Raw genomic sequence first — 20,617 nt, 5'->3', positions numbered from 1 at the left:
AATGTGCGGTGCGAATGGTCGCAGACTGCGACCGGCTGGACTCGGAGCGGCACCGCTCAGCGCTGTCTCCGTCGCTCCCGAACCTGTCGGAGTCACCTCACTGAGCCGTCGAACCGGACCGAACAGCCATTTTATTTGTCACAGAATATCGGCAATCGAATATCAGTTCGTATTCGCCGGGTTCAGCGTCGAAAGTCACGGTACCGCGCGGGTGCAGAAATGCGGCATGGGCAGGCGGTTCAGTGACTGGGACGCAACGGGGGTAGAGAAATAGGGCTGCGGTGCCGTATCCTCCACCATCAGCCACGGATCGACCGTATCGCGCCGCTCCTGGTTTGTTGTCGTTCCCTTTTCGCCTGCGCGGGCGCTAATTTGTTCGCGTCGGCGGGTGATGCCAGGTTTTCGGGTAACGATTTCGCCAAGTGTCATCGACTTCGGGTATCGACTGGGATTCTTGCGAGTGTGGCCGCGACATCCGCGGATCGGCGTGCCTGCTCGGCGGTGACCGGTTCGTGGGTGATGAACAGCCGGTGGAACAGCGGTGCGATGGCGAGCCGGATGATCTCGGCCGCGTCGATGTCCGGCTCGACCTCACCGCGCACGATCGCCCGCCGCACGATCGCCGCCGCCTCGTCGTGGCGTGCGGCGTAGAAGCCGCGCAGCGCGGCGGCGGCGTCGGGATGCTGCATGCCCGCTGCGACAAAGGCTGTTGCCACGGTGCCTGCGTCGGGATCGGCGAAGCCCGAGCGAACCAGCTCGGTGAGCGCACGGAGATCGCCGGTGAGGGTGCCTGTATCCGGGATCGGCCACGACTGTTCCGCGGCGCGCTCGAGCGCGTCGGCGACGAGGCCCTCCGGTCCGCGCCAGCGCCGGTAGACGGTGGTCTTGTGTACCCCGGCCCGCTGGGCGACCGCATCCACGGTGAGGCCCTGGTAGCCGTGCTCGGCGAGTTCGGCCGTCGTCGCGTCGAGAACAGCTTCCCTGACCCGGGCGCTACGTCCGCCGGGGCGTCGTTGCGGTTCCAAAAACTACTCCTGTTGCGTTAGTTGTCACAGGTTTGTATGATTAAAGCTACACGAGTTGCGATTGGAGCATTGTTTGACCACTCAACTGTCCCTGCGCGGAGTATCGAAGTCCTATGTGGACGGGCGAGCCGACCAACCGCCTGTTCTGCTCACCTTGGTCGATGAGGTGGAACGGGCGCTGAGCGAATACCGGGGTGCGGTGGTCGTGGTGTCGCACGATCGGGCGTTGCGCCGTCGTTTCCGGGGAATACAGAAGGGAATTGAGGACTTTGGCTGAGATCGTGCAAGTGATCGACGTGCCGGGCGCGCCTTATGGGATCACCGTCGGCCCCGATGAGGCGCTGTGGTTCACACTGGTCGCGCAGGGCGCGATCGGACGATTCGCGGCGGGGCTCGTGCAGGTCCATCCACTCGAACCGTCCGACGGACAACCCACGGTGATCGTTGCCGGTTCCGGTAATGCGTTGTGGTTCACCGAGTTTCAGGGCGGCAGGCTCGGGCGGATCACCGTCGACGGTGTGGTGACGAGCATGTCGATGGACGGACCCTATGGTGCGTGTGTCGGGCCGGACGGGGCCCTCTGGTTCACCGAATTGCAGGCGGGTCGGGTCGGGCGACTGGCCCCGGACGGCACCATCACCCGCGTCGAGGTCGACGGCATGCCCTCGATGATCACACCGGGGCCCGATGGTGCCCTGTGGCTCACGGTGAACCAGGGCAACGCGATCGCCCGCATCGACAATGACTTCGCGGTCCGGGTCCACCCGCTCCCGACAACCGCGGCCGCGCCGGTCGGCATCACCGCGGGCCCCGACGACGCACTCTGGTTCACCGAAATCGGCGCAGGTGCCATCGGCCGCATCGACCTCGACGGCACCATCGCCGAATTCACCCTCCCGGACACCGCCGCTCGCCCGCACGCGATCGTGGCAGGTCCCGACGGTGCCCTGTGGTTCACCGAGTGGGCGAGCTGCCGTCTCGGCCGGATCGCCACCGACGGCGCGATCACCCACCTCGACCTACCGGGCGCCGAACCGCACGGACTCACCGTCGACCCCGCCGGATACCTCTGGGTAGCGATGGAATCCGGTGCGCTGGTGCAGGTTTCGCCGTCGTGATGCCGGTGTCGCGCATGGCCATCCGAACCTAGGGCGTGGTGAGCGCCTTGACCACCGCGGTGCCGAAGCCGAGGTCGTTGCTCGCCGGCATGCGGATGTAGGTGCCGCCCGTGCGGTCGGCGAGGGTCTGCAGGGTTTGGGTGCCCTCGCCGCCGACCACGACGACGTCGATGCGGATGGGCTTGCGCGCATCGGTCGCCGCGGTGATCTCGCTGACCAGCGCGGTGCCGGTCAGCGTCGAATCGTCGTCGGGGCCGTCGGTGATCAGCAGGATCGAGTTCGTGCGACCGGGGGAGTATCCGGCCACCGCGGCGCGGTAGGCGGCGAGCAGGGTCGGATACGCCTGGTCCGCGGTGAGCTGGCTCGGTTTCACCGCGGTGACCGCCGTGCCGACCGCGTTGCGTTGGGAGTTGGTGAGCAGGTCGGTGGCCACCTGGACCTTGTACGGGGTGGTGCCGTCGATGTTCTTACCGAACGTCCACAGGCCGAGCCCGAAATCGGGCGGCATCACCTGCAGCGTCGAGGCGACGGCGGCGATCGCGTTCGACAGCCGGGTGGTCGATCCCTCCGCGGTACCCATCGACGACGACACATCGAGCAAGACCGTGGCGTTCACGCCGAGGACCGGGTTGGCCAGCGTCGACTGCACCTTCTCCAGTGCCGCACGCGGCGGATTCGCCGGTGCCGAGCCGATGGCGGGCCCGAAGCCCTCGGTGGCGAGCGCGCCCGCCTGCTCCGGCGCGCGCAGGAAGTCGATGAACCGCGACGCGATCAGATTCTGGGTCTTGTCGACCCACGGACCCGACAGCAGCGCCGCCGGGTAGTCGGCCAGCGGCGCGGAGCCGACCGGCCGGAACGCGGTGAGGCCACCGGTGCCGAGTTGCTGCTGGGTCGCGGCGACCGCGTGCACCGCATCGTCGGTGGGGTTCGCGGTGATCTCAGACATGGCGGTCATCAGGTCGGCCGGTGTCTGCGCGCCCGCGGCGAGCCCGGAGATCGCGGCGACGACCTGACCGGATCCGGCGGCCTGCTCGGTCAACGGTTCGGTGCCCGAGACCGCGGCGCCGATCGATGCCGCGGCGGCGGTCGTCGCGTCACCCGGGGGCAGGGCCATCTGCAGCCCACCCCACCCGCTCAGACCGACTTCGTCGAGCGAGCCCTGCTGCAGTCGCGGCAGGTCGGCCCACGCGATCTGGTTTTGCTCCAGCGCCTGGCGCAGGGCATCGGGCACGCCGAGCACGATCGGGCTGGTGGCGATGGAGGCGGGCGTGCCCTCGATCAGACCGGGCACCCGAACCAGCTCGACAGTGCGGCTCGAATCGGCGATCCACAGGCCCGGCTTCGGACCGAGCGCGGGATCCCACGTGGCCGTATCGGCCAGGCCGCCTGCCAGGGCGCTCGACGGGCGTGCCGACACCTTCACCTGGGCGCAGTGATCACGCACCCGAGGCTTGGTCGCGTTGAAGCGCTCGGCCGCGGTCCGCACCGGACCGGCGATCGCCGGGTCCACGGTGACATCGAGGGCCGCGGCCCCTTCGACGCACTCGGCGGCCGCCGCGACATCGGACGTCTCGGCACGATCGCTGAGCTGGAACCATGCGAACACGGCGACGATCACCAGGATCAGTGCCGCTGCCGCGATAACCGGACCCTTGCTGATACTTCGAGATCTGGTCCCGTTGCGATGCGTACCCACGCGGCAAGTTTAAGGACACCGCGTCGTACCGCAGCACAGTGCATACCCCGACGCATCGCCGCAGGTCACAGCGATGTCGTCGAGGAGGACGACGCGTCCGGGCGTGGGGGGGGGGGGGGGGCGGGGCCCGCCCCGCGCGGGGCGGCCCGCCCACCATCACCCCACCCCCCCCGGCGCACACACACCCCCCCCTCCCCACACCCCCGCGCTCCCCGCGCCCCGCGGCGTGGTGTGGCGGGGGGGGGGGGGGGGGGGGGGGGGGGGGGGGGGGCGCCCCCCCCCCCCCCCCCCCCGAGGCGCGATCACGCCCTGATCACGCGGCCACGGTCGTACTCACGACCGCCCCACACCCCCGACTGACCCGTCTGCGCCGCGTACTCGGCGCACCCCGCGAGCAACGGGCAACCGGCGCAGATCCCGCGGGCGTAGTCGAAGTCCTGCGACGGGTACGGAAACCACGCCTCGTGGTTGGGGTCACCGCGGCAGGCGGCGCGATGCCACTGCCCCGAATCGGACAGGGTCAGCAGTTCGGTCAGTGCGAGGTCGGTGGTGGTCACGGCGCGTACTCCTTCCAGATCCGGCGCTGCTTGCGGGCGAGCGGGTCGGGAGCCTTGGGCTCCCACAGCAGCCGCATCCCCGCCTCTTCCGGGGTGCGGTCGGCCTTGCCCGCGTTGCACGGTGCGCAGCAGGCGACGAGATTGCTCCAGGTATTGGGTCCGCCCCGGCTGCGCGGGCGGATGTGGTCGACGGTGTGGGCCCAGTCGGCGCAGTAACCGCACCGATGCTTGTCGCGGCGCAACACCCCGGCCAGCGTGGCGCGGCTGTCGTCACCGATCGGCGCGACGTGTGCCAGGTAGACATAGCGCACCAACCGGATCGTCTCCGGCAGCCCGATCACCAGGTGCTGCGACCGGATGGGAAAGTGCGGCACCCGCTCGATCACGGTCTCCGCGGCGCCGCTGATCAGCAATGTCACGGCCCGATCGGCGGTGATCTCGTCGAGGGCCTCGTAGCTGGCGTTCAGCACGAGCACCCTCGTGTGTATCCAGGTGTCGGCAGCGGGAGCCGTCGGGTCGACGGCATGACGAATCATCATGGGAATCACCATGTTTCGAGAGAAGTGAACGTCAGGAGCAGAAGGGACTCGGGCCGGTCAGGCCACGGCCAGGAGACGGCCGGAGCCATCGATATCCAGGCGCATCGCGCTATGGACCGAATTCGCGCGGCGATAGGTCTTATCCGATTCTCGCTGTGGCGCTTGCTGTTTCACGGCCGTCTCCTCCTCTCGATGCTGCTCGTCGGTTCCTCGCCCGATGCGAATCACCTGCGTGAAATCATGGTGACATACCGTGTCCGAAATGTCGGCTGATTTATTTTCGGTCGGCGGCGATGAGCTCGGCGCAGCGTTCACCGACGAGCATGACGGTGATGTTCGGGTTCACCGTGGTGTGCGCGGGAAACACCGAGGCGTCGGCGACACGCAGACCATCGACGCCCTTGACCCGCAGTTCGGGGTCGAGAGGGCTCATCGAGTCGTCGACCGCACCCATGCGGACCGTGCCGGCCGGGTGGTAGACGGTGTTGTGGGTCCGGCGGACGTAGTCGGCCAGTTCGGCGTCGGTCTGCGCGTCCGGCCCCGGATACAGCTCACGCTTCACCCAGTCCGACAGCGGCGCGGTCGCGGCGATCTCGCGGGCCTTGCGCAGACCGGCGATCATCACCCGCATGTCGTGACCCGCCGGATCGGTGAAGTAGCGCGGGTCGACCTTCGGCTTGTCCCGGAAGTCGCGCGAGCGCAATCGCACGGTGCCGCGCGAGCGGGCATGGGTGACGTTCGGCGTCAGGCAGAAGGTGTTCTCGGCGGTCGGATACCCCTGTCGCAGCGTGTGCATGTCGAACGGGACGCTGCCGTAATGCATCATCAGATCCGGCCGGTCGAGGCCGTCCTCGGTCGGGGCGAAGATGCCCGCCTCCCACCACTGCGTGGAGCTGTCCACCATCGGTCGCGTCGTCTCGAAACCGATCACGCCCTCCGGGTGGTCCTGTAGGTTCGCGCCGACACCGGGGGAGTCGACGATCACGTCGATTCCGTTCTCGCGCAGGTGAACCGTGGGTCCGATGCCCGAAAGCATGAGCAGCTTCGGCGAGTCGATGGCGCCGGCGGAGACGACCACCTCACGGTTCGCGGTGATCCGGGTGGTGCGGCCGAACGCGTTGTCGGTGATGTCGACCCCGACGGCTCGCCCGTTCTCGATCACGATCTTCTTGACCCAGGCGCCCGTTCGAACGGTGAGGTTCGGCCGGTCGAGATGGGGGTGCAGATAGCTGACCGACGACGACGAGCGCGTCCCGTCGGAACGCCGGTTGATCTGAAAGAAGTTGGCGCCGTTGACAACTGTGCGTCCCGAGTTGAACTCGGCGCGCGGAATGCCGACCGCTTCGCACGCGTCGAGCAAGGCCACACCGCACGGATCGTTCGGCGGCACCGTCATGATGTGCACCGGGCCGCTGCGACCGTGGTGCTCGCCGGGGGCGTCGTTGGTCTCGATCCGCGGATACAGCCGGTACACCGAATCGGCACCCCATCCGGTGGCGCCGTGCTCGTGTTCCCAGGAGTCCAGGTCCTCGCGCGGAGCCCAGAACGCGATGCAGCTGTTGTGCGACGAGCAGCCACCGAGCACCTTGGCACGGGCGTGGCGCATGAACGAATTGCCGTTCTCCTGCGGCTCGATGGGGTAGTCCCAGTCGTAGCCCGACTCCAGGAGTTCCATCCAGCGGTCGAGCCGCAGGATGGCCGGGTCGTCGACATCGGACGGTCCCGCCTCGAGCAGGCAGACGGTCACCGACGGGTCCTGCGACAACCGCGACGCGACGGCCGCTCCCGCGGAACCGCCGCCGACGATTACGTAATCGTATGAGGTCATCGCTGTTCCTCCCGATCGGCGAACCAGCCGGTGACGCCCGGCCGGAGGTTCTCGTAGACGTGTTTGGCCTCGCGATACTCGTGCAGCCCGGACGGACCGAGCTCGCGGCCGACGCCCGAGCGGCCGAAGCCACCCCACTCGGCCTGCGGCAGATACGGCCCGAAGTCGTTGACCCACACCGTGCCGTGGCGCAGCCGGGCGGCGACGCGGCGCGCGCGTGCGGCGTCACCGGACCACACCGCGCCCGCGAGACCGTATTCGGTGTCGTTGGCGATGGTGACGGCTTCGTCCTCGGTGGTGAAGGTCTCCACGGTCACGGTGGGCCCGAACGCTTCGTCGTGCACACACGCCATCGCGCGGGTGGCGCCGTCGATGACCGTCGGCCGGTAGAACCAGCCGCCGTCGAGGTTCCCGGAGCCCTCGTCGCCGGTGGCGAACGCACCACCGGTGCGGATGACGGCACCCTCGGCGCGGGCCTGTTCGACATAGGCGTTCACCTTGTCGCGATGGGCCGCCGAGATCAGCGGCCCGGCCTCGGTGCCCTCGGCGAAGGGCAACCCGAGCCGGATCTGCTCGGCGCGGCGCACCAGCTCGTCGACGAAACGGTCGTGTGCCGATGCCTCGACAACCAGGCGAGCGCCCGCCGAACACACCTGGCCGGAGTGCAGGAACGCCGCGTTCAGCGCGTTGTCGACGCTCGCGGCCAGCCGTTCGTCGGTGTCGCAGGCGTCGGCGAAGACGACATTCGGGTTCTTGCCGCCCAGTTCGAGCGCCACCTTCTTGACCGTGGCGGCGGCCTCGCGCGCGATGATCTTGCCGGTGGCCAGCCCGCCGGTGAACGAGACCAGGTCGACATCGGGATGCTCCGACAGCGGCGCACCCGCGGTGGCGCCCGCTCCGAGCACCAGATTGGCCACCCCGGCGGGCACCCCGAGGTCGTCGAGCACCGACATCAGCAGAATCGCGGTGTGGGGGGTCAGCTCGGCCGGTTTGAGCACGAACGTATTGCCTGCCGCCAGCGCCGGGGCGACTTTCCAGGCCGCCTGCAACAGCGGGTAGTTCCACGGCGTGATCAAACCGCACACACCGACCGGTTCGTAGACGATGCGGGAGTCGATGTCGGGGGAGCCCGCGTCGACGACACGGCCCGCGTCGTCGGCGGCGAGCTTGCCGAAATACCGGAAGCAGTTGGCGATATCGGACATGTCGATGTCGGACTCGTAGGGCCGCTTGCCGGTGTCGAGGGTTTCGGCGCGTGCGAACTCGGCCCGCCTGGCGTCGATCGCGTCGGCGACGCGCAGTAGCAGGTCGCCCCGTTCGGTGGCACCGGTCCGGCGCCACGACCCGTTGTCGAAGGCCCGGCGGGCCGCGGCGATCGCGGCGACGGTGTCGTCTCGGCCCGCCTCGGCGACGACGCCGACGAGGGAACCGTCTGCCGGACAACGGATGTCGCGAGTCTGTCCGGATGCCGACGGTCGCCAGGCGCCGTCGATATAGAGGGTGTCGCTCATGATGGATCCCTTCACAGATCGCTGTCGGTGCTGTCGACGTCGCTGGATTCGGGTTCGTGGTGATCGGTCGCCGCACGGCGCAGGTGCAGATAGCCGAGGTGGCGTTCGTACTGGTCGAGAATGTCGCCGATGATCTGCTCGCGGCTGTAGCCGTTGAGTGAGTAGCCCTGCGATCCCTCGGCCAGGTATACCTCGCAGCGGAAGTAGCGATCGTCGGACCGCTGCGCGAGCACGGCATAGGTCGGGGCCGGTGCCGAAACCGGCCAGATGCCGTACTCGAACCGGGGCTCACTGGCCTGATCGACCACCAGACGCGGTGACGGCAGACCCTCGTTGGACGAGGAATCGTCGATGGTCGCTGTCATACCCATGTGCTCGAATTCCGCCGCGACATCGTGCATCGCCGGATCGACGGTGCCGGTGATGAATTTGCGAGTCGCCGCGGCGCCCGGGTAATTGATGGTCGAGAGCAACCGGCGACGCCAGCTGCTGAGTTCGGCCGGTCCGCGGCCGGCGGCGAAAGCCTTGGGCAGCGAGGTGCGGTAACTGTCGAGTTTGAAGGACTCGTTGTGGACGGCGCGCAACATCGCGATGCCGATCAGCGCCAATACGAACGAGAACGGCAGTCCCATGATGATGGTGGCGTTCTGCAGGGTCTTGATGGACCCGCCCGCACCGGCGAACAGCATCGACAAGGTGAGTACACCGATCGCGGCCGACCAGAAGATCCGGGTGCCGGTGGCGCAGTCGGCCATCGGATCGGGCAGTTTCGAGGTGAAGTTGCCCATCACCAGCGACCCCGAATCGGCGGTTGTCACGTAGAAGAGCAGCCCGGTGATGGTCGCGATCCCGAGCAACAGGGTCGCGCCGGGATATTTCTCGAGCAGGGAGTAGAAGCCGAGTTCGGCTCGGTCCGCGGTCTGCTCGGCGAAGACTCTGTCGTCCCTGGCGACCTCGAGTGCGCTGTTGCCGAAGATCGAGATCCACATCAGGGTGAAGCTGAACGGCACGACGAGCACCCCGAAGATGAACTGGCGCAGCGTGCGTCCGCGCGAGATGCGTGCGAGGAACAGGCCGACGAACGGTGCCCAGGCCACCCACCACGCCCAGAAGAACAGCGTCCAGCTGTCCAGCCAGGTCGACGGCGCGTTCGCCGTCTCCGGATTGCGCTCCCAGGCGAAGGTGTCGAGGGTCCGGTCGGGGAAGGTCGAGAGGTAATCGCCCGCGTTCTGGGCCAGGCCGTTGAGCAGGAAATCGGTGTTGCCCGCCACCAGGATGTAGATCAGCAGCGCGATCGCCATGATGACATTGAGCTCCGACAAGCGCCGGATGCCCTTGTCGACGCCGGTGGTAGCGGAGATCGTGGTGATGGCCACCGACAGCGCGATGAGCCCGATCTGGGCGGCCTTGCCCTGGGGAACCCCGAACATCTGGTGCAGGCCATAGTTGAGCTGGACGATGCCGATGCCCAGCGAGGTGGCGATGCCGAAGATGGTGCCGAGCACCGCGGCCACGTCGATCGCGTCGCCCCACCGGCCGTGCACGCGCTTGCCGAAGATCGGATAGAGCGCGGCACGGATCGTCAGCGGCAGGTTGTGCCGGAACGCGAAGTAGGCGAGGGCGCCGCCCATCAGCGCGTACATCGCCCAGCCGGTGATGCCGTAGTGGAAGATCGTCCAGGCCACCGCGTCGCGGGCGGTCTCGTTGGTGCCGGGCTCGCCGAGCGGGGGCCGCAAGTAGTTGTAGACGGGCTCGGCGACCGAGAAGAACATCAGGTCGATGCCGATCCCTGCCGCGAACAGCATCGATGTCCAGGAGAACAGGCTGTACTCCGGCCGTGATTCCTCCGGCCCCAGCCGGTAGCGGCCGTACCGGCTGGCGCCGAGGAAGACCACGAGGCCGAGGATGACCGTGGCGAGCACGAAATACCACCAGCCGAACCAGGTGGTGGTGAAGGTCTTGACTTCGCCGACAATGGTTTCGGCGCTCGACGGCGAGGCCAGCGCCCAGATCCCGAAGGCGAGCACGGTGCCCGCCGAGAAGAGGAACACCGGCTTGTTGACCGAGCGCCGGTCGGTGACGGGGTGTACCGGGACCACGTCCTGCGCGGTCCCGGTAGGTGTCGGCTCAGTGCCGTTGTCCCCGGGTTTGCTGACACCGCCCATGCGAGGCAGGGTAGTTCGTGCTCACCCGCAGATCGGGGACCTTCAGTGGTTGCCGACCTCGTGTTCCAGCCTGCGCGCCACCAGATCACGGGCTTGTTCGCGCAGCGCGGGCCGGTAGCCACTCGGATACACCGGGTCTCCCGGCGCGTAGTTCTTGAGCACTTCCTTGGCGAGGGTGATCTTGTGGACCTCGGTCGGGCCGTCGGCGATGGCCATGACCTCGGCGTAGGTGGTCATGTCGAGGAAGGGGAGATCGGTGCTCACGCCCATCGCGCCGTGCAGATGCAGTGCGCGGCGGGCGATGTCGTTCATGACGGTCGGCATGGCGATCTTGATGGCGGCGATGTCCTTGCGGACGGCGCGGTAGTCCTGGGCCTGGTCGATGCGCCAGGCGGTGCGCAGGACCAGCAGCCGGAACTGCTCCATCTGGATCCAGCTGTCGGCGATGCGCTCCTGAGTCATCTGGAAGCCGCCGACGACACCCTTGCGGGCCGGGCGTGAGACCGCGCGCTCGCACATCATGTCGAAGGCTTTGCGTACCAACGCGACCGTGCGCATCGCGTGGTGCACGCGACCGCCGCCCAGACGGGTCTGCGCGACGATGAACCCCGCGCCCTCCGCACCGAGCAGATGATCGGCAGGCACCCGGACATCGGTGAATCGCAGGTGTCCTTCGTGTTCGCTGAACCCGGGGACGGTGAAGTTGCGCACCAGTTCGAGACCGGGCGCATCGGCGGGCACGATGAACATCGACAACCGCTGGTGCGGTTCGGCCGCCGCGTCGGTCACCACCATCACGATGTGGAAGGTGGCGAACTCGGCGGCGGAGTTGAACCACTTCTCCCCGTTGATCACCCACTCGTCGCCGTCGCGCACCGCGGTGGTGCGGAACGCGGTCGGGTCCGAGCCGCCGGTGGGTTCGGTCATCGCGTAGCAGGAGCCGATCTCGCCGTCGAGCAACGGCTGCAGGTATCTCGCCTTCTGCTCCTCGGTGCCGAAGTGCGCCAGGATCTCGGCGTTGCCGGAATCCGGTGCCTGACAGCCGAAGACGAGCGGCGCCCACATCGAGGTGCCGAGCACTTCGTTGAGCAGCGCCAGCTTCAGCTGACCGAAACCGGGACCGCCGAGCTCGGGACCGAGATGGCAGGCCCACAGGCCCTGATCCTTGACCTGCTGTTGCAGCGGCCGCATCAGCGCCCGGATCTCGGGGTCGGCACGGTCATAGGGATTGGGGTAGAGCAGATCCAGGGGCTCGACCTCGGTGCGGACGAACTCCGCCACCCAGTCGAGCTTGCGCTGGTACTCCGGATCGGTCTCGAAATCCCAAGCCATGGTCAGCCTTTCGTGTTGTCGTCCGTGGCGCGGAGCCCGGACAGGACGGTCTCGGTGAGGATGTCGGCGATCTCGGCGGGGGAGTGGGTGCCGCGCTCGCGGTACCAGTAGCCGAGGGAATTGAGCATGCCGAGCATGCCGTTGGTGACGATGTGGTCGGCGGTGCGCAGTTGCCCCGCCGCGTGGCCCGCGTCCATGACGTCTTGCCAGTGGTGCTGTAGCCGATCGCGCAGCTGCTGCAGGACGACGGCGTGTTCGTGGGTCAGTGCGCCGGCGTCACGCAGGTGCACAGCCACCGCACGCCGATGCGTGACGATCAGTTCGACATGGCTGCGAATCAGCCGGCGCAGCGTCTCGACCGGGTCGGCGCCTGCCTCGACGATGCGTTCGGCATCGGCGAGCAGCAGCCGGGTGTAGTCGCGCAGGATCGCCCACAGCAGGTCTTCCTTCGACCCGATGTGGTAGTACAGCGCACCCCGCTGGACGTCGGCTCTCGCGCCGATCTCGGCGACGCCGGTGGCATGGAAACCGCGTTCGGCGAACAGTTCGAGTGCCGCGTGGTGGATCCGCTCCCGCGTGTCCGCCCGCTCGGTGGCGCGTGGACGGCCGCGACGACGCACAGGGGACGACGGTTCGGTGGTCACGGCGCCTCCGTTCGGTCCGGCTCGCGACTTAATGTTCCGATCAGTACATTAATTGTCCGCGCACCTACAATCAAGGGGTGACCCGCCGCGCCCATGCCGCCGACCTCGGTGGCTCGGCGTGGCGGAATGGACGGAGCCCGCAGGGCGTTCGAACCCACACGAGGTGTCACCTCTACCCACGGGTAACATGACATCGACTTTTCCCACCCGGTTTTCACCAAAGTGAGGCAGTAGATGACAGAGCGGATTCAGGTCGGCGGGCTCCAGGTGGCGAGCGTTCTTCACGATTTCATCGAGAACGAGGCGCTCCCCGGTACCGGCGTAGATTCCGCCGCGTTCTGGGCCGGTGCCGAGCAGATCATCAACGACCTCGCCCCGCGTAACCGCGCTCTGCTCGCCGAGCGCGACGAGTTCCAGGGCAAGCTCGATGCTTGGCACGGCGAGAACCCGGGCACCGGCTACGACAAGGCCGCCTACAAGCAGTTCCTGACCGAGATCGGTTACCTGCGGCCCGAGCCCGCGCCGTTCCAGATCGGCACCGGCAACGTCGACGCCGAGATCGCCACCACCGCGGGCCCGCAGCTCGTGGTGCCGGTGATGAACGCGCGCTTCGCGATCAACGCCGCCAACGCGCGCTGGGGTTCGCTCTACGACGCGCTCTACGGCACCGACGCCATCCCCGAGGCCAACGGCGCCGAGAAGGGCAGCGGCTACAACCGCGTGCGCGGCGACAAGGTCATCGAGTGGGGCCGCAACTTCCTCGACGACGCGGTCACCCTGATCACCGGTTCGCACCTCGGTTCGGCCTACTACAAGATCGTCGACGGCGAGCTCGAGATCGGCCTGGAAGACGGCACCGACATCGGCCTGGCCGACCCGTCGCAGCTCGTCGGCTACCTCGGCGACCCCGAGGCCCCGACCTCGATCCTGCTCAAGCACAACGGGCTGCACATCGAGATCCAGGTCGACGCCACCTCGCCGATCGGCTCCACCGACACCGCCGGTGTCAAGGACATCGTGCTCGAGTCCGCGCTCACCACGATCATGGACTTCGAGGACTCCGTCGCCGCGGTCGACGCCGACGACAAGGTCGTCTGTTACCGCAACTGGCTCGGCCTGATGAAGGGCGACCTGGCCGAGGAAGTCTCCAAGGGCGGCAAGACCTTCACCCGCACCATGAACCCCGACCGCGTGTTCACCGCGCTCGACGGTTCCGAGCTGGTCCTGCACGGTCGTTCGCTGCTGTTCGTGCGCAACGTGGGCCACCTGATGACCTCCGACGCGATCATCGACGCCGAGGGTAACGAGGTTCCGGAGGGCATCCTGGATGGCCTGATCACCTCGCTGATCGCCGTGCACTCGCTCAACGGCACCGCCTCGCGCGCCAACACCCGCACCGGTTCGGTCTACATCGTGAAGCCGAAGATGCACGGCCCCGACGAGGCCGCGTTCACCAACGAGCTGTTCGGCCGGATCGAGGACGTCCTCGGCCTGACCCGCAACACCCTCAAGGTCGGCATCATGGACGAGGAGCGCCGCACCACGGTCAACCTCGCCGCGTCGATCGAGGCCGCCAAGGACCGCGTGGTGTTCATCAACACCGGCTTCCTCGACCGCACCGGCGACGAGATCCACACCTCCATGGAGGCCGGGCCGATGGTCCGCAAGGCCGAGATGAAGGCCCAGACCTGGATCACCTCCTACGAGGACTGGAACGTCGACACCGGTCTGGCCAAGGGTCTGCCCGGCAAGGCGCAGATCGGCAAGGGCATGTGGGCCATGCCCGACCTGATGGCAGGCATGCTCGAGCAGAAGATCGGCCACCCCAAGGCCGGCGCCAACACCGCCTGGGTGCCCTCGCCGACCGCTGCCACCCTGCACGCCACCCACTACCACCTGGTGGACGTGTTCAAGCAGCAGTCCCAGATCGCCAAGGGCGGCCCGCGCGCCACCGTCGACCAGATCCTCGAGATCCCCCTCGCGCAGTCCACCGACTGGACCGACGAGGAGAAGCGTCAGGAGCTGGACAACAACTCCCAGGGCATCCTGGGCTACGTGGTCCGCTGGATCGATCACGGTGTCGGCTGCTCCAAGGTGCCCGACATCAACGACATCGGCCTGATGGAAGACCGTGCCACCCTGCGCATCTCGAGCCAGCTGGTCGCCAACTGGCTGCGCCACGGCGTTGTCTCCGAGGCCGACGTGATCGCCAGCCTCGAGCGGATGGCCCCGGTCGTCGACCGCCAGAACGCGAACGACAAGACCTACCGCCCGCTGGCCCCGAACTTCGATGACAACATCGCGTTCCAGGCCGCCAAGGAACTGGTCCTGGAAGGCACCACGCAGCCCAACGGCTACACCGAGCCGATCCTGCACCGCCGCCGCCGCGAGTTCAAGGCCGCACAGAAGTAGTGCTGTCGAGTCCTTGAAAAGTAGCTCGTAGCAGCTCTTTTCGTTTGAGGCCCCGCGTCGGAGACATCCGAGGCGGGGCCTCAGCCGTCACCGGATCACCTTTGGCTGTGCTGGTGGCGATGGAACTTGGCTTGTAGAACCGTGTATCCGCTCCACCGGCCCGAAGGCTCGAAGGTGGTGGATGACCAATTGATCGGGCCGTCAAATGTTGCCTCCCGGCCGCCATCGGTGCCGTCACCGAACGCCTGGATACCGGGTCCGGGGACATGAGCAGCTAAACTGACGACCAGCTGTTCGAACGCGCGGTCGCCGAGCCGATCGATGTCATAGTCGGGCACCGAACCATGATGCCTCCGATCACGCCCGGCCGCACAAAGGTCGAACAGGCTGCGTTGGCGTGGGGGACTGCTGCACGATCGGGTGACAGCGGTCAGGCAGCTCGAAGAGCTGGTGTGGTCGTGATGGCTTCGTATTCGACCGGGGTCAAGTTGCCGAGTTCGATCCAGGTCGCCCAAGACTGCCGGTCGAGGACGTTCTTCTGCAGCAACGCGAAAACGATCCCATCGCCGTATTGTCACCGCAGGCGCCGACTCGTCCTATGGATCCGATCAGCGCGTGGAAACCGAAGGTGCGAAAGAACTTTCGAGATCGAAACTGCGACCCTCAGGTCGACATTCTCGGCCACGACATCCCCGCCGAGGTCGCCGCGCACTACAAGCGCGGAGCGCACGACGACCTCTCGGCCTGGCCACGCTCTTCCGCAACGTCCGATACGGTGGAGATCGGCTATGTGCCCATAGGTTGGGTTGCGCCATCCCTGGGGTGGGTATCAGGCATTCGGCTGCTCCGGGATCGTTGGTGTCACACCGGAAACGGTGTCGGAGAGGATTGATCGAGGGTGTCGATCCCTCTGCTCGAGATCAGGGGCAACAGATGTTCGTACGGCGAATTCAGTTGCGTGCCAACGTGGCAGCGGTCAGTCTGGCTCTCGGGGTTCTCGGTGCCGCAGTCGCGGGCTGCGACCCGACAACCGAGCCCCGCAGCGCCGATGTCACCAATACCCGCACCGCCGAAGCGGCCGAGGTCAGCGCCGCCGAAGCGTCGTTCCTCGAGGAGATCAGGATCAACGACGCGGCCCTGCCGGGGAAGTCAGCGAAGGAGTTGGTCGCCGCGGGCCACGCGACGTGTGAACACCTGCGTGACGGGGTGTCAGTTCTGGACGAGACTTCCGCGGTTGAGCAGACCTACCAGTTCGATCAGGGCCCACTGTTCGTCAGCGCCGCGACCACGAATCTGTGCCCGGACTTCGTCTCGTAACTGCCACAACTATGTGTGTGAAACGCCAACCATTAGCTTGTATCAAGTGCAGGCAACGTTCGGAGTTCCGGCCTGGGTGAGGCGGATTATGGGTAATTGGTCGAGCATCCGCGATGGTGCTTTGCGGGCGTGCCCAGAGACCGTGGCGGTTCCGTGTGTCGGAGGTCATGGCGCCGTAGGTCGGTGAGCAGTCGTTGGGCTGTCTCGATTTCGGGATTGTCGTTCAGTCGGCCAGAAACGGTTGTCGGTGCCAACCGTGCGATACGGTTGAATTACTTATCAGACGCTGCCGGGCACCTGACCAGGATATCGTCGCGCCACTGTGCCGAGTCGCGCACGTACCACGCGGCGCTGTCATCGTCGAAGCTCACGCTGATCAGCGGGCGACCGATCGATTTTCCGGCGTGGGATCGGACGATATCCACTGATGTGATCGATGCGAGCGGAATTTCCAGTGGGTCATCTGATCCCGCTCGACGAAACCACAGTCGCGTATCGGTCAGTACGAGCGCGCCATTGCCGCGTACCTGCTTCCCGCCCTTCGCGGCTCGCCCGAAGTAGTTGGCGACCGGGTCGCTGCGCACGGGTTCTCCGGGTGCGAAGTTCGCCGAGATGGCCGTCTCGGCTGTCCGGCGTATTGCCCGGAGGGTGGATAGGGCGATGAGCGTGATGACCGCGAGTGCCACGACCACGATGACGATGACCATGAAGACGATCCAGCCGACAGTCATGGGAGCAGCGTAATGCTTCGGCGGCAGTCGGGTCGGGCATCGCGATACGCCTGGGGGGCGATGTGGCCGCGAGCGATGTCGGTCGCGATGGCGGAAACTACGGTCCGCACGAAGTTGCCGGCGCGTGGGTCTGGATGCAAGTCGGCTGATGACCCAGAATGCGCGTGCCAGACCTCGGATGCAGCGCTGCGAATCGTGCGAGCATCGCTTCCAGATGCGAGTCCAGCACGGCCCGTCTTCATTAGCGCGGTGAGTGAAGCGGCCTGGCCGATCGTAGTGATCCAGGCTTGGCGTTGCTGTATCTAGGCCAATCCGTGGGCGTATCAACTGCCATCCGGATCGGCGGCCGTCAGGTGGGTCGGTGACGTTGATGATGGGCGGGCCGAGCTGCGGGCGAGTCGGCGGTTCTCAGGACGACACGTTACTTGGCGAGATCCTGGCTCATGAAGATCGCGATCTCGCCCTCGCTGGGCGTCGAGAGATACAGCGATGTATCGAGCCCACAGAAGGTGAATCCCATCCGAAGGTATGCGTGAACCGCGGGCGCATTGACATTGGTGACCTCCAGCCACAACGTGTGGGCACCCACCTCACGTCCATACTCGACGGCAAGATTGACCAGTTCTCGGCCGAGACCCTCGCCACGACGACTCGGGGAGACTTTGATATCGGCAATGATCAGACGCCGATTCCATTCCTCGTAGATGACGTCGACAGACCCGCAGATATCGCCGTGTGGGTCGACAGCGACGAACCGAACCGGTTTATCCTGATCGTCGTCGGTTTCGTCCGGAAAATGCTTGACGATTGGAGGGACGACCGAGACTTCACAGAGCGCGAATCCATCACCGGTGGCACGGATATCGAAGATGGTGCTGGTGGTAAACGAATTGTCGATCCGGTCCACCGCGCCGTCGTCGTCATGAACACCTCGACGGAAGGACACTGCTGACATATGTGGTGCCCTACTCTTCTGGTGTTCGATCATGCCGGTGCTTCCGAATGTGGGATGTCACCGTGGGGTAGTCCACAGGGGTCACCACAAGTGCGGGCACCTTCTTCGACGTCGGCTCGTATGAGCCTGTTGCGCAAGAAATTTCGGAGATCCCGAAATCTATGGCGGTTGGCTTGATCGAGGCGCGTCCTTCGCCGATGACGGCGACGAAATCGCAACTGACCTCGGCCGGAGACAGCTCGAGCATGGGGACATCCTTCCAGTGTCAGCGCTCCGCGTGTGCGGCACCAGCCATCGGTCCGTGTGTGAGGGCCGGTTCGCCCGGCTCGCCGCGACCTGGTCCTTCATGGATCTCGGCGTACGCCGCTATGGGGCGAGCTGGCCGTCTCGGTCGACAGCACCACGTCCGCGACCGTCGTCAAATGTGGACGGCCGCCGTCGGTGCTCACCTGCTCCAGTACGAGGCGGCTGGTCCGACCGCGCAGGTGCAGCGTCGCTATCTGGTTGCCGAAGAAGGGGCCGGTGACCCGACTCCACTCGACCGACACTGGGGGAACGGTGGACACCCGGTTCAGGAGGAAACGCGTCACCCGTTCGGCGGCCCGACTCCACGAGACCCGGAAAATCACCTTCATGGCGGTCGGAACGTAGTTGTGCATCGGCGAACAGGTCAGCTGGTAGACCCGGGACCTCACGTCGTCGGGGAACTGCGCTCGCGCGGCATAGGCGTGGTGAACGTCGCCGGACAGCACACAGATCGTGGCGGGCGCCCGTCCTCCCGGGCCGCTGCACTGTCCGCGCCCGACGCGGGCGACGAGCCGGGCGACCCGGTCGAATGAATCTCGGAAGGCGGCCCAATGTTCCAGATCGGCTGAGCGCCGCAATCTTTCGGCCCATCCCGTCACACGTCGGCCCCGCGCCCCTGAGGCCATGCGCTCGTTCCATGACTCCAGGTCGTGGAGGGCGCGCGGCAGCAGCCACGGAAGCGAGCTCCCCACCAGCAGGTGGTCGTAGTCGCCCTCGGTCTGTCGTTCGATCCACGAGAACTCGGGCTCGGAGACCATCGACCGCGTGCCGCCGCCGAGTATGCGTCCGCACCGGGAATCGATGACGAGCAGTCGGGTCGTGCCGAGATCGCGGCGATACGACCATTGCGCTCCCTTGGCCCCGTCGGCTTCTTCGTCCGCCGCGGATGCGAAAGCGCGGAGCAACTCCGCGCAGTCGCCGCCCTCGGATCGGATCCGCTGGTAGAGCTCGTCGTCGGCCAGGGCTGCGGGCGAGAGATTGCCCAGGTGCTGGTAGATCCAGTACGACGACAACGCGCCCACGATACGTTCCTCCCACCAATCGGTGGCCTCGATCTCGTCACGCCACGATTTCGAGGTGTTCCAGTCGTCGATGACGTCGTGGTCGTCGAAGATCATCGATGACGGAACTGTGGACAGCAGCCAGCGCACCTGTGGGTCGGACCATGACTCGGAATAGAGCCACGTGTACTCCTCGAAGTTGCGGATCTGGGCGCCCGGCGGTTGGTCGAGGTCGTGCAACTCGTCGATGCGACGGAGGATCTCCGGGGACAGCAGCTCATCGGCGTAAACCTGGTCGCCGAGCAGTAACAATGCGTCGGGCAGATCTTCGGGTGAGCGTTCCATGACTCGCCGCGCATAGGCGTCGAGAGCGTCGGCGTCGAAGTGGTCGTTGTCCTGCGTCGCCGCCGGTGTGGCGAATCGGCACGAGCCGAAGGCGAGGGTCAGATCGGCGTCGCCTCTGAGCGTGCGAATGACGGACGGGTACGGGGCGTCGGGCAGCGGCCAGACGCGCTCCCCATCGAGACCGACCTCGTACCGTGTGACGGAACCGGCCGCCAGTCCCGCGATCAGGACGAGAGCGTAGTGGTGTCCGGCGACGGTCCAGGTGTGTTCGTGGTGGCCGAGGACCTCGACAGTGCACGGTGCGGACGTCTCGACCCAGACGGTGGCGTCGCATTCGCCGACGTGACGCAGCAACGGACCCAGAACCAGTTCGGTCCTACTTTCGGGCAGCCGTGCCATCACTCCAGACTATGTCGTGGACCGGCTGTCGAGCGAGGGCATTCTGCCCCTCACAGAACTGAATCCGGTTCGTGATCGCGATACAGTCTTCGCATACCGTGCTGGCGGTGCTGGCGCTCGTCGAGTCGGACGACGATGTCGTCGACCGGGCGCTCACCGCCCCGAGCCGATCCTGCACCGCCGCCGTCGCGAGTTCAATGCCGCCAACAACGGCTGATTCTCGTCTCGCCTGAACGAAATCCCCTGGGCGCCTTCGGGTTCCCGGGGGTCTCGTTGTCGGTGGGTGTGGCTCATCGGAGCAGTAGGCTCCGTGCATGCACGACGAAACCGACTCCCCGAGAACCGAGTTGGAGCACCGATTGCGACTCGCGCTCACGAGTCACCCCACCTTCGAGGTTCGGCCGGTCGGTCGGCGTGAACTGCGCGTCGCACGCCCGTACGACCACAACATGGAACGAACTCCGTACCGCTTCTCGCTCCTGCTCGAGGAGAAGCGCAGATTCGCTGTAACCGTCGAACACTGGTCGTCAGACGGCGGCACACCTTTGCGACGCGATCGAGATCGAGAGCAGCCGGTGCGGAACCTGATCGCGGCTGAATTGGCAGAGCTGGGCTGGAAGCCGGGGCGCAGCGCTGTGGGGTGGACGATCGCGGTGTTGTCGCAAGCCGCTTGGGCTGTGTTGTTTCTGGTTGTCTCAACGGCGGTGCTCATCTACTTCACCGAGTGACCTCGTGG

At 66.5% G+C, this 20,617-nt stretch carries 21 protein-coding genes and 1 pseudogene; 6 read left to right on the top strand and 16 right to left on the bottom strand.

All coding sequences use genetic code 11. The features are described from left to right. Positions 1–195: 195 nt before the first annotated feature. The gene (locus ACFWPX_RS18360; protein WP_378914526.1) at positions 196–429 is read right to left on the bottom strand and encodes a hypothetical protein; all 234 of its coding nucleotides are present in this window, start codon (positions 427–429) and stop codon (positions 196–198) included. Then, positions 426–1,025 (bottom strand): TetR/AcrR family transcriptional regulator, encoded by a 600-nt coding sequence (locus ACFWPX_RS18355; RefSeq protein ID WP_378928424.1) that lies wholly within the window; start codon positions 1,023–1,025, stop codon positions 426–428. The genes ACFWPX_RS18360 and ACFWPX_RS18355 overlap by 4 nt, the downstream gene beginning before the upstream one ends. Positions 1,026–1,098: 73 nt before the next feature. Here ACFWPX_RS18355 and ACFWPX_RS18350 point away from each other — a divergent pair, with 73 nt between their 5' ends. Both ACFWPX_RS18350 and ACFWPX_RS18345 read left to right on the top strand, forming a co-directional pair. After that, complete coding sequence (locus ACFWPX_RS18350) at positions 1,099–1,302, top strand: hypothetical protein (RefSeq protein WP_378928423.1); 204 nt, start codon at positions 1,099–1,101, stop codon at positions 1,300–1,302. Further along, positions 1,295–2,143 (top strand): virginiamycin B lyase, encoded by an 849-nt coding sequence (locus ACFWPX_RS18345; protein ID WP_378928469.1) that lies wholly within the window; start codon positions 1,295–1,297, stop codon positions 2,141–2,143. Before ACFWPX_RS18350 ends, ACFWPX_RS18345 begins: the two co-directional genes overlap by 8 nt. Positions 2,144–2,171: 28 nt before the next feature. Here the strand turns inward: ACFWPX_RS18345 and ACFWPX_RS18340 are convergent, their stop codons facing one another. From ACFWPX_RS18340 to ACFWPX_RS18305, 8 genes are all read right to left on the bottom strand, one after another. Further along, positions 2,172–3,839, bottom strand: coding sequence for a VWA domain-containing protein (locus ACFWPX_RS18340; protein ID WP_378928422.1), 1,668 nt, complete (start codon positions 3,837–3,839; stop codon positions 2,172–2,174). A 302-nt stretch (positions 3,840–4,141) separates the two neighbouring features. Continuing rightward, positions 4,142–4,396: a WhiB family transcriptional regulator gene (locus tag ACFWPX_RS18335; protein ID WP_378914529.1), complete on the bottom strand. Its 255-nt coding sequence runs from the start codon at positions 4,394–4,396 to the stop codon at positions 4,142–4,144. Continuing rightward, positions 4,393–4,935, bottom strand: coding sequence for an HNH endonuclease (locus tag ACFWPX_RS18330; RefSeq protein ID WP_378914530.1), 543 nt, complete (start codon positions 4,933–4,935; stop codon positions 4,393–4,395). Before ACFWPX_RS18330 ends, ACFWPX_RS18335 begins: the two co-directional genes overlap by 4 nt. A gap of 274 nt (positions 4,936–5,209) precedes the next feature. Further along, entirely contained in the window at positions 5,210–6,763 is a 1,554-nt protein-coding gene (locus ACFWPX_RS18325; protein WP_378928421.1) for a GMC family oxidoreductase, read from the bottom strand. Then, complete coding sequence (locus tag ACFWPX_RS18320) at positions 6,760–8,274, bottom strand: aldehyde dehydrogenase family protein (protein ID WP_378928420.1); 1,515 nt, start codon at positions 8,272–8,274, stop codon at positions 6,760–6,762. Before ACFWPX_RS18320 ends, ACFWPX_RS18325 begins: the two co-directional genes overlap by 4 nt. Positions 8,275–8,285: 11 nt before the next feature. Further along, positions 8,286–10,439 (bottom strand): choline BCCT transporter BetT, encoded by a 2,154-nt coding sequence (gene betT / locus ACFWPX_RS18315; protein ID WP_378928419.1) that lies wholly within the window; start codon positions 10,437–10,439, stop codon positions 8,286–8,288. Between the two features lie 42 nt (positions 10,440–10,481). After that, positions 10,482–11,771 carry an acyl-CoA dehydrogenase family protein gene (locus ACFWPX_RS18310; protein WP_378928418.1) on the bottom strand — a complete coding sequence of 430 codons (1,290 nt, stop codon included), beginning with the start codon at positions 11,769–11,771 and terminating at the stop codon, positions 10,482–10,484. Between the two features lie 2 nt (positions 11,772–11,773). Further along, positions 11,774–12,415 carry a TetR/AcrR family transcriptional regulator gene (locus ACFWPX_RS18305; protein ID WP_378928417.1) on the bottom strand — a complete coding sequence of 214 codons (642 nt, stop codon included), beginning with the start codon at positions 12,413–12,415 and terminating at the stop codon, positions 11,774–11,776. Between the two features lie 234 nt (positions 12,416–12,649). On the opposite strand from ACFWPX_RS18305, the gene ACFWPX_RS18300 reads away from it, so the two are divergent. Further along, the gene (locus ACFWPX_RS18300) at positions 12,650–14,827 is read left to right on the top strand and encodes a malate synthase G (RefSeq protein ID WP_378928416.1); all 2,178 of its coding nucleotides are present in this window, start codon (positions 12,650–12,652) and stop codon (positions 14,825–14,827) included. Positions 14,828–14,922: 95 nt separating this feature from the next. On the opposite strand, the gene ACFWPX_RS18295 is transcribed toward ACFWPX_RS18300, so the two are convergent. Beyond that, positions 14,923–15,165, bottom strand: coding sequence for a hypothetical protein (locus ACFWPX_RS18295; RefSeq protein WP_378928415.1), 243 nt, complete (start codon positions 15,163–15,165; stop codon positions 14,923–14,925). Between the two features lie 92 nt (positions 15,166–15,257). After that, positions 15,258–15,490, bottom strand: a pseudogene (locus tag ACFWPX_RS18290) (IS3 family transposase); the annotation flags it as partial. A gap of 303 nt (positions 15,491–15,793) precedes the next feature. On the opposite strand from ACFWPX_RS18290, the gene ACFWPX_RS18285 reads away from it, so the two are divergent. Further along, positions 15,794–16,144: a DUF732 domain-containing protein gene (locus tag ACFWPX_RS18285; protein WP_378928414.1), complete on the top strand. Its 351-nt coding sequence runs from the start codon at positions 15,794–15,796 to the stop codon at positions 16,142–16,144. Between the two features lie 272 nt (positions 16,145–16,416). Here the strand turns inward: ACFWPX_RS18285 and ACFWPX_RS18280 are convergent, their stop codons facing one another. From ACFWPX_RS18280 to ACFWPX_RS18265, 4 genes are all read right to left on the bottom strand, one after another. After that, positions 16,417–16,851: a hypothetical protein gene (locus ACFWPX_RS18280; protein ID WP_378928413.1), complete on the bottom strand. Its 435-nt coding sequence runs from the start codon at positions 16,849–16,851 to the stop codon at positions 16,417–16,419. A gap of 445 nt (positions 16,852–17,296) precedes the next feature. Then, positions 17,297–17,830 carry a GNAT family N-acetyltransferase gene (locus tag ACFWPX_RS18275; RefSeq protein ID WP_378928412.1) on the bottom strand — a complete coding sequence of 178 codons (534 nt, stop codon included), beginning with the start codon at positions 17,828–17,830 and terminating at the stop codon, positions 17,297–17,299. Positions 17,831–17,840: 10 nt separating this feature from the next. Continuing rightward, the gene (locus ACFWPX_RS18270; protein WP_378928411.1) at positions 17,841–18,077 is read right to left on the bottom strand and encodes a hypothetical protein; all 237 of its coding nucleotides are present in this window, start codon (positions 18,075–18,077) and stop codon (positions 17,841–17,843) included. Positions 18,078–18,174: 97 nt separating this feature from the next. Next, complete coding sequence (locus ACFWPX_RS18265; protein ID WP_378928410.1) at positions 18,175–19,881, bottom strand: alkaline phosphatase D family protein; 1,707 nt, start codon at positions 19,879–19,881, stop codon at positions 18,175–18,177. Positions 19,882–19,952: 71 nt separating this feature from the next. Between ACFWPX_RS18265 and ACFWPX_RS18260 the strand changes: the two genes are divergently transcribed. After that, positions 19,953–20,114 carry a hypothetical protein gene (locus ACFWPX_RS18260; protein ID WP_378928409.1) on the top strand — a complete coding sequence of 54 codons (162 nt, stop codon included), beginning with the start codon at positions 19,953–19,955 and terminating at the stop codon, positions 20,112–20,114. Between the two features lie 81 nt (positions 20,115–20,195). Further along, positions 20,196–20,609, top strand: coding sequence for a hypothetical protein (locus ACFWPX_RS18255; RefSeq protein WP_378928408.1), 414 nt, complete (start codon positions 20,196–20,198; stop codon positions 20,607–20,609). Positions 20,610–20,617: the final 8 nt, after the last annotated feature.

The organism is Nocardia sp. NPDC058518, from assembly GCF_042719655.1.
GTDB lineage: Bacteria > Actinomycetota > Actinomycetes > Mycobacteriales > Mycobacteriaceae > Nocardia.
The sequence above is the reverse complement of the archived record's forward strand: the minus strand, read 5'-3'. Positions and strand labels throughout refer to the sequence as shown.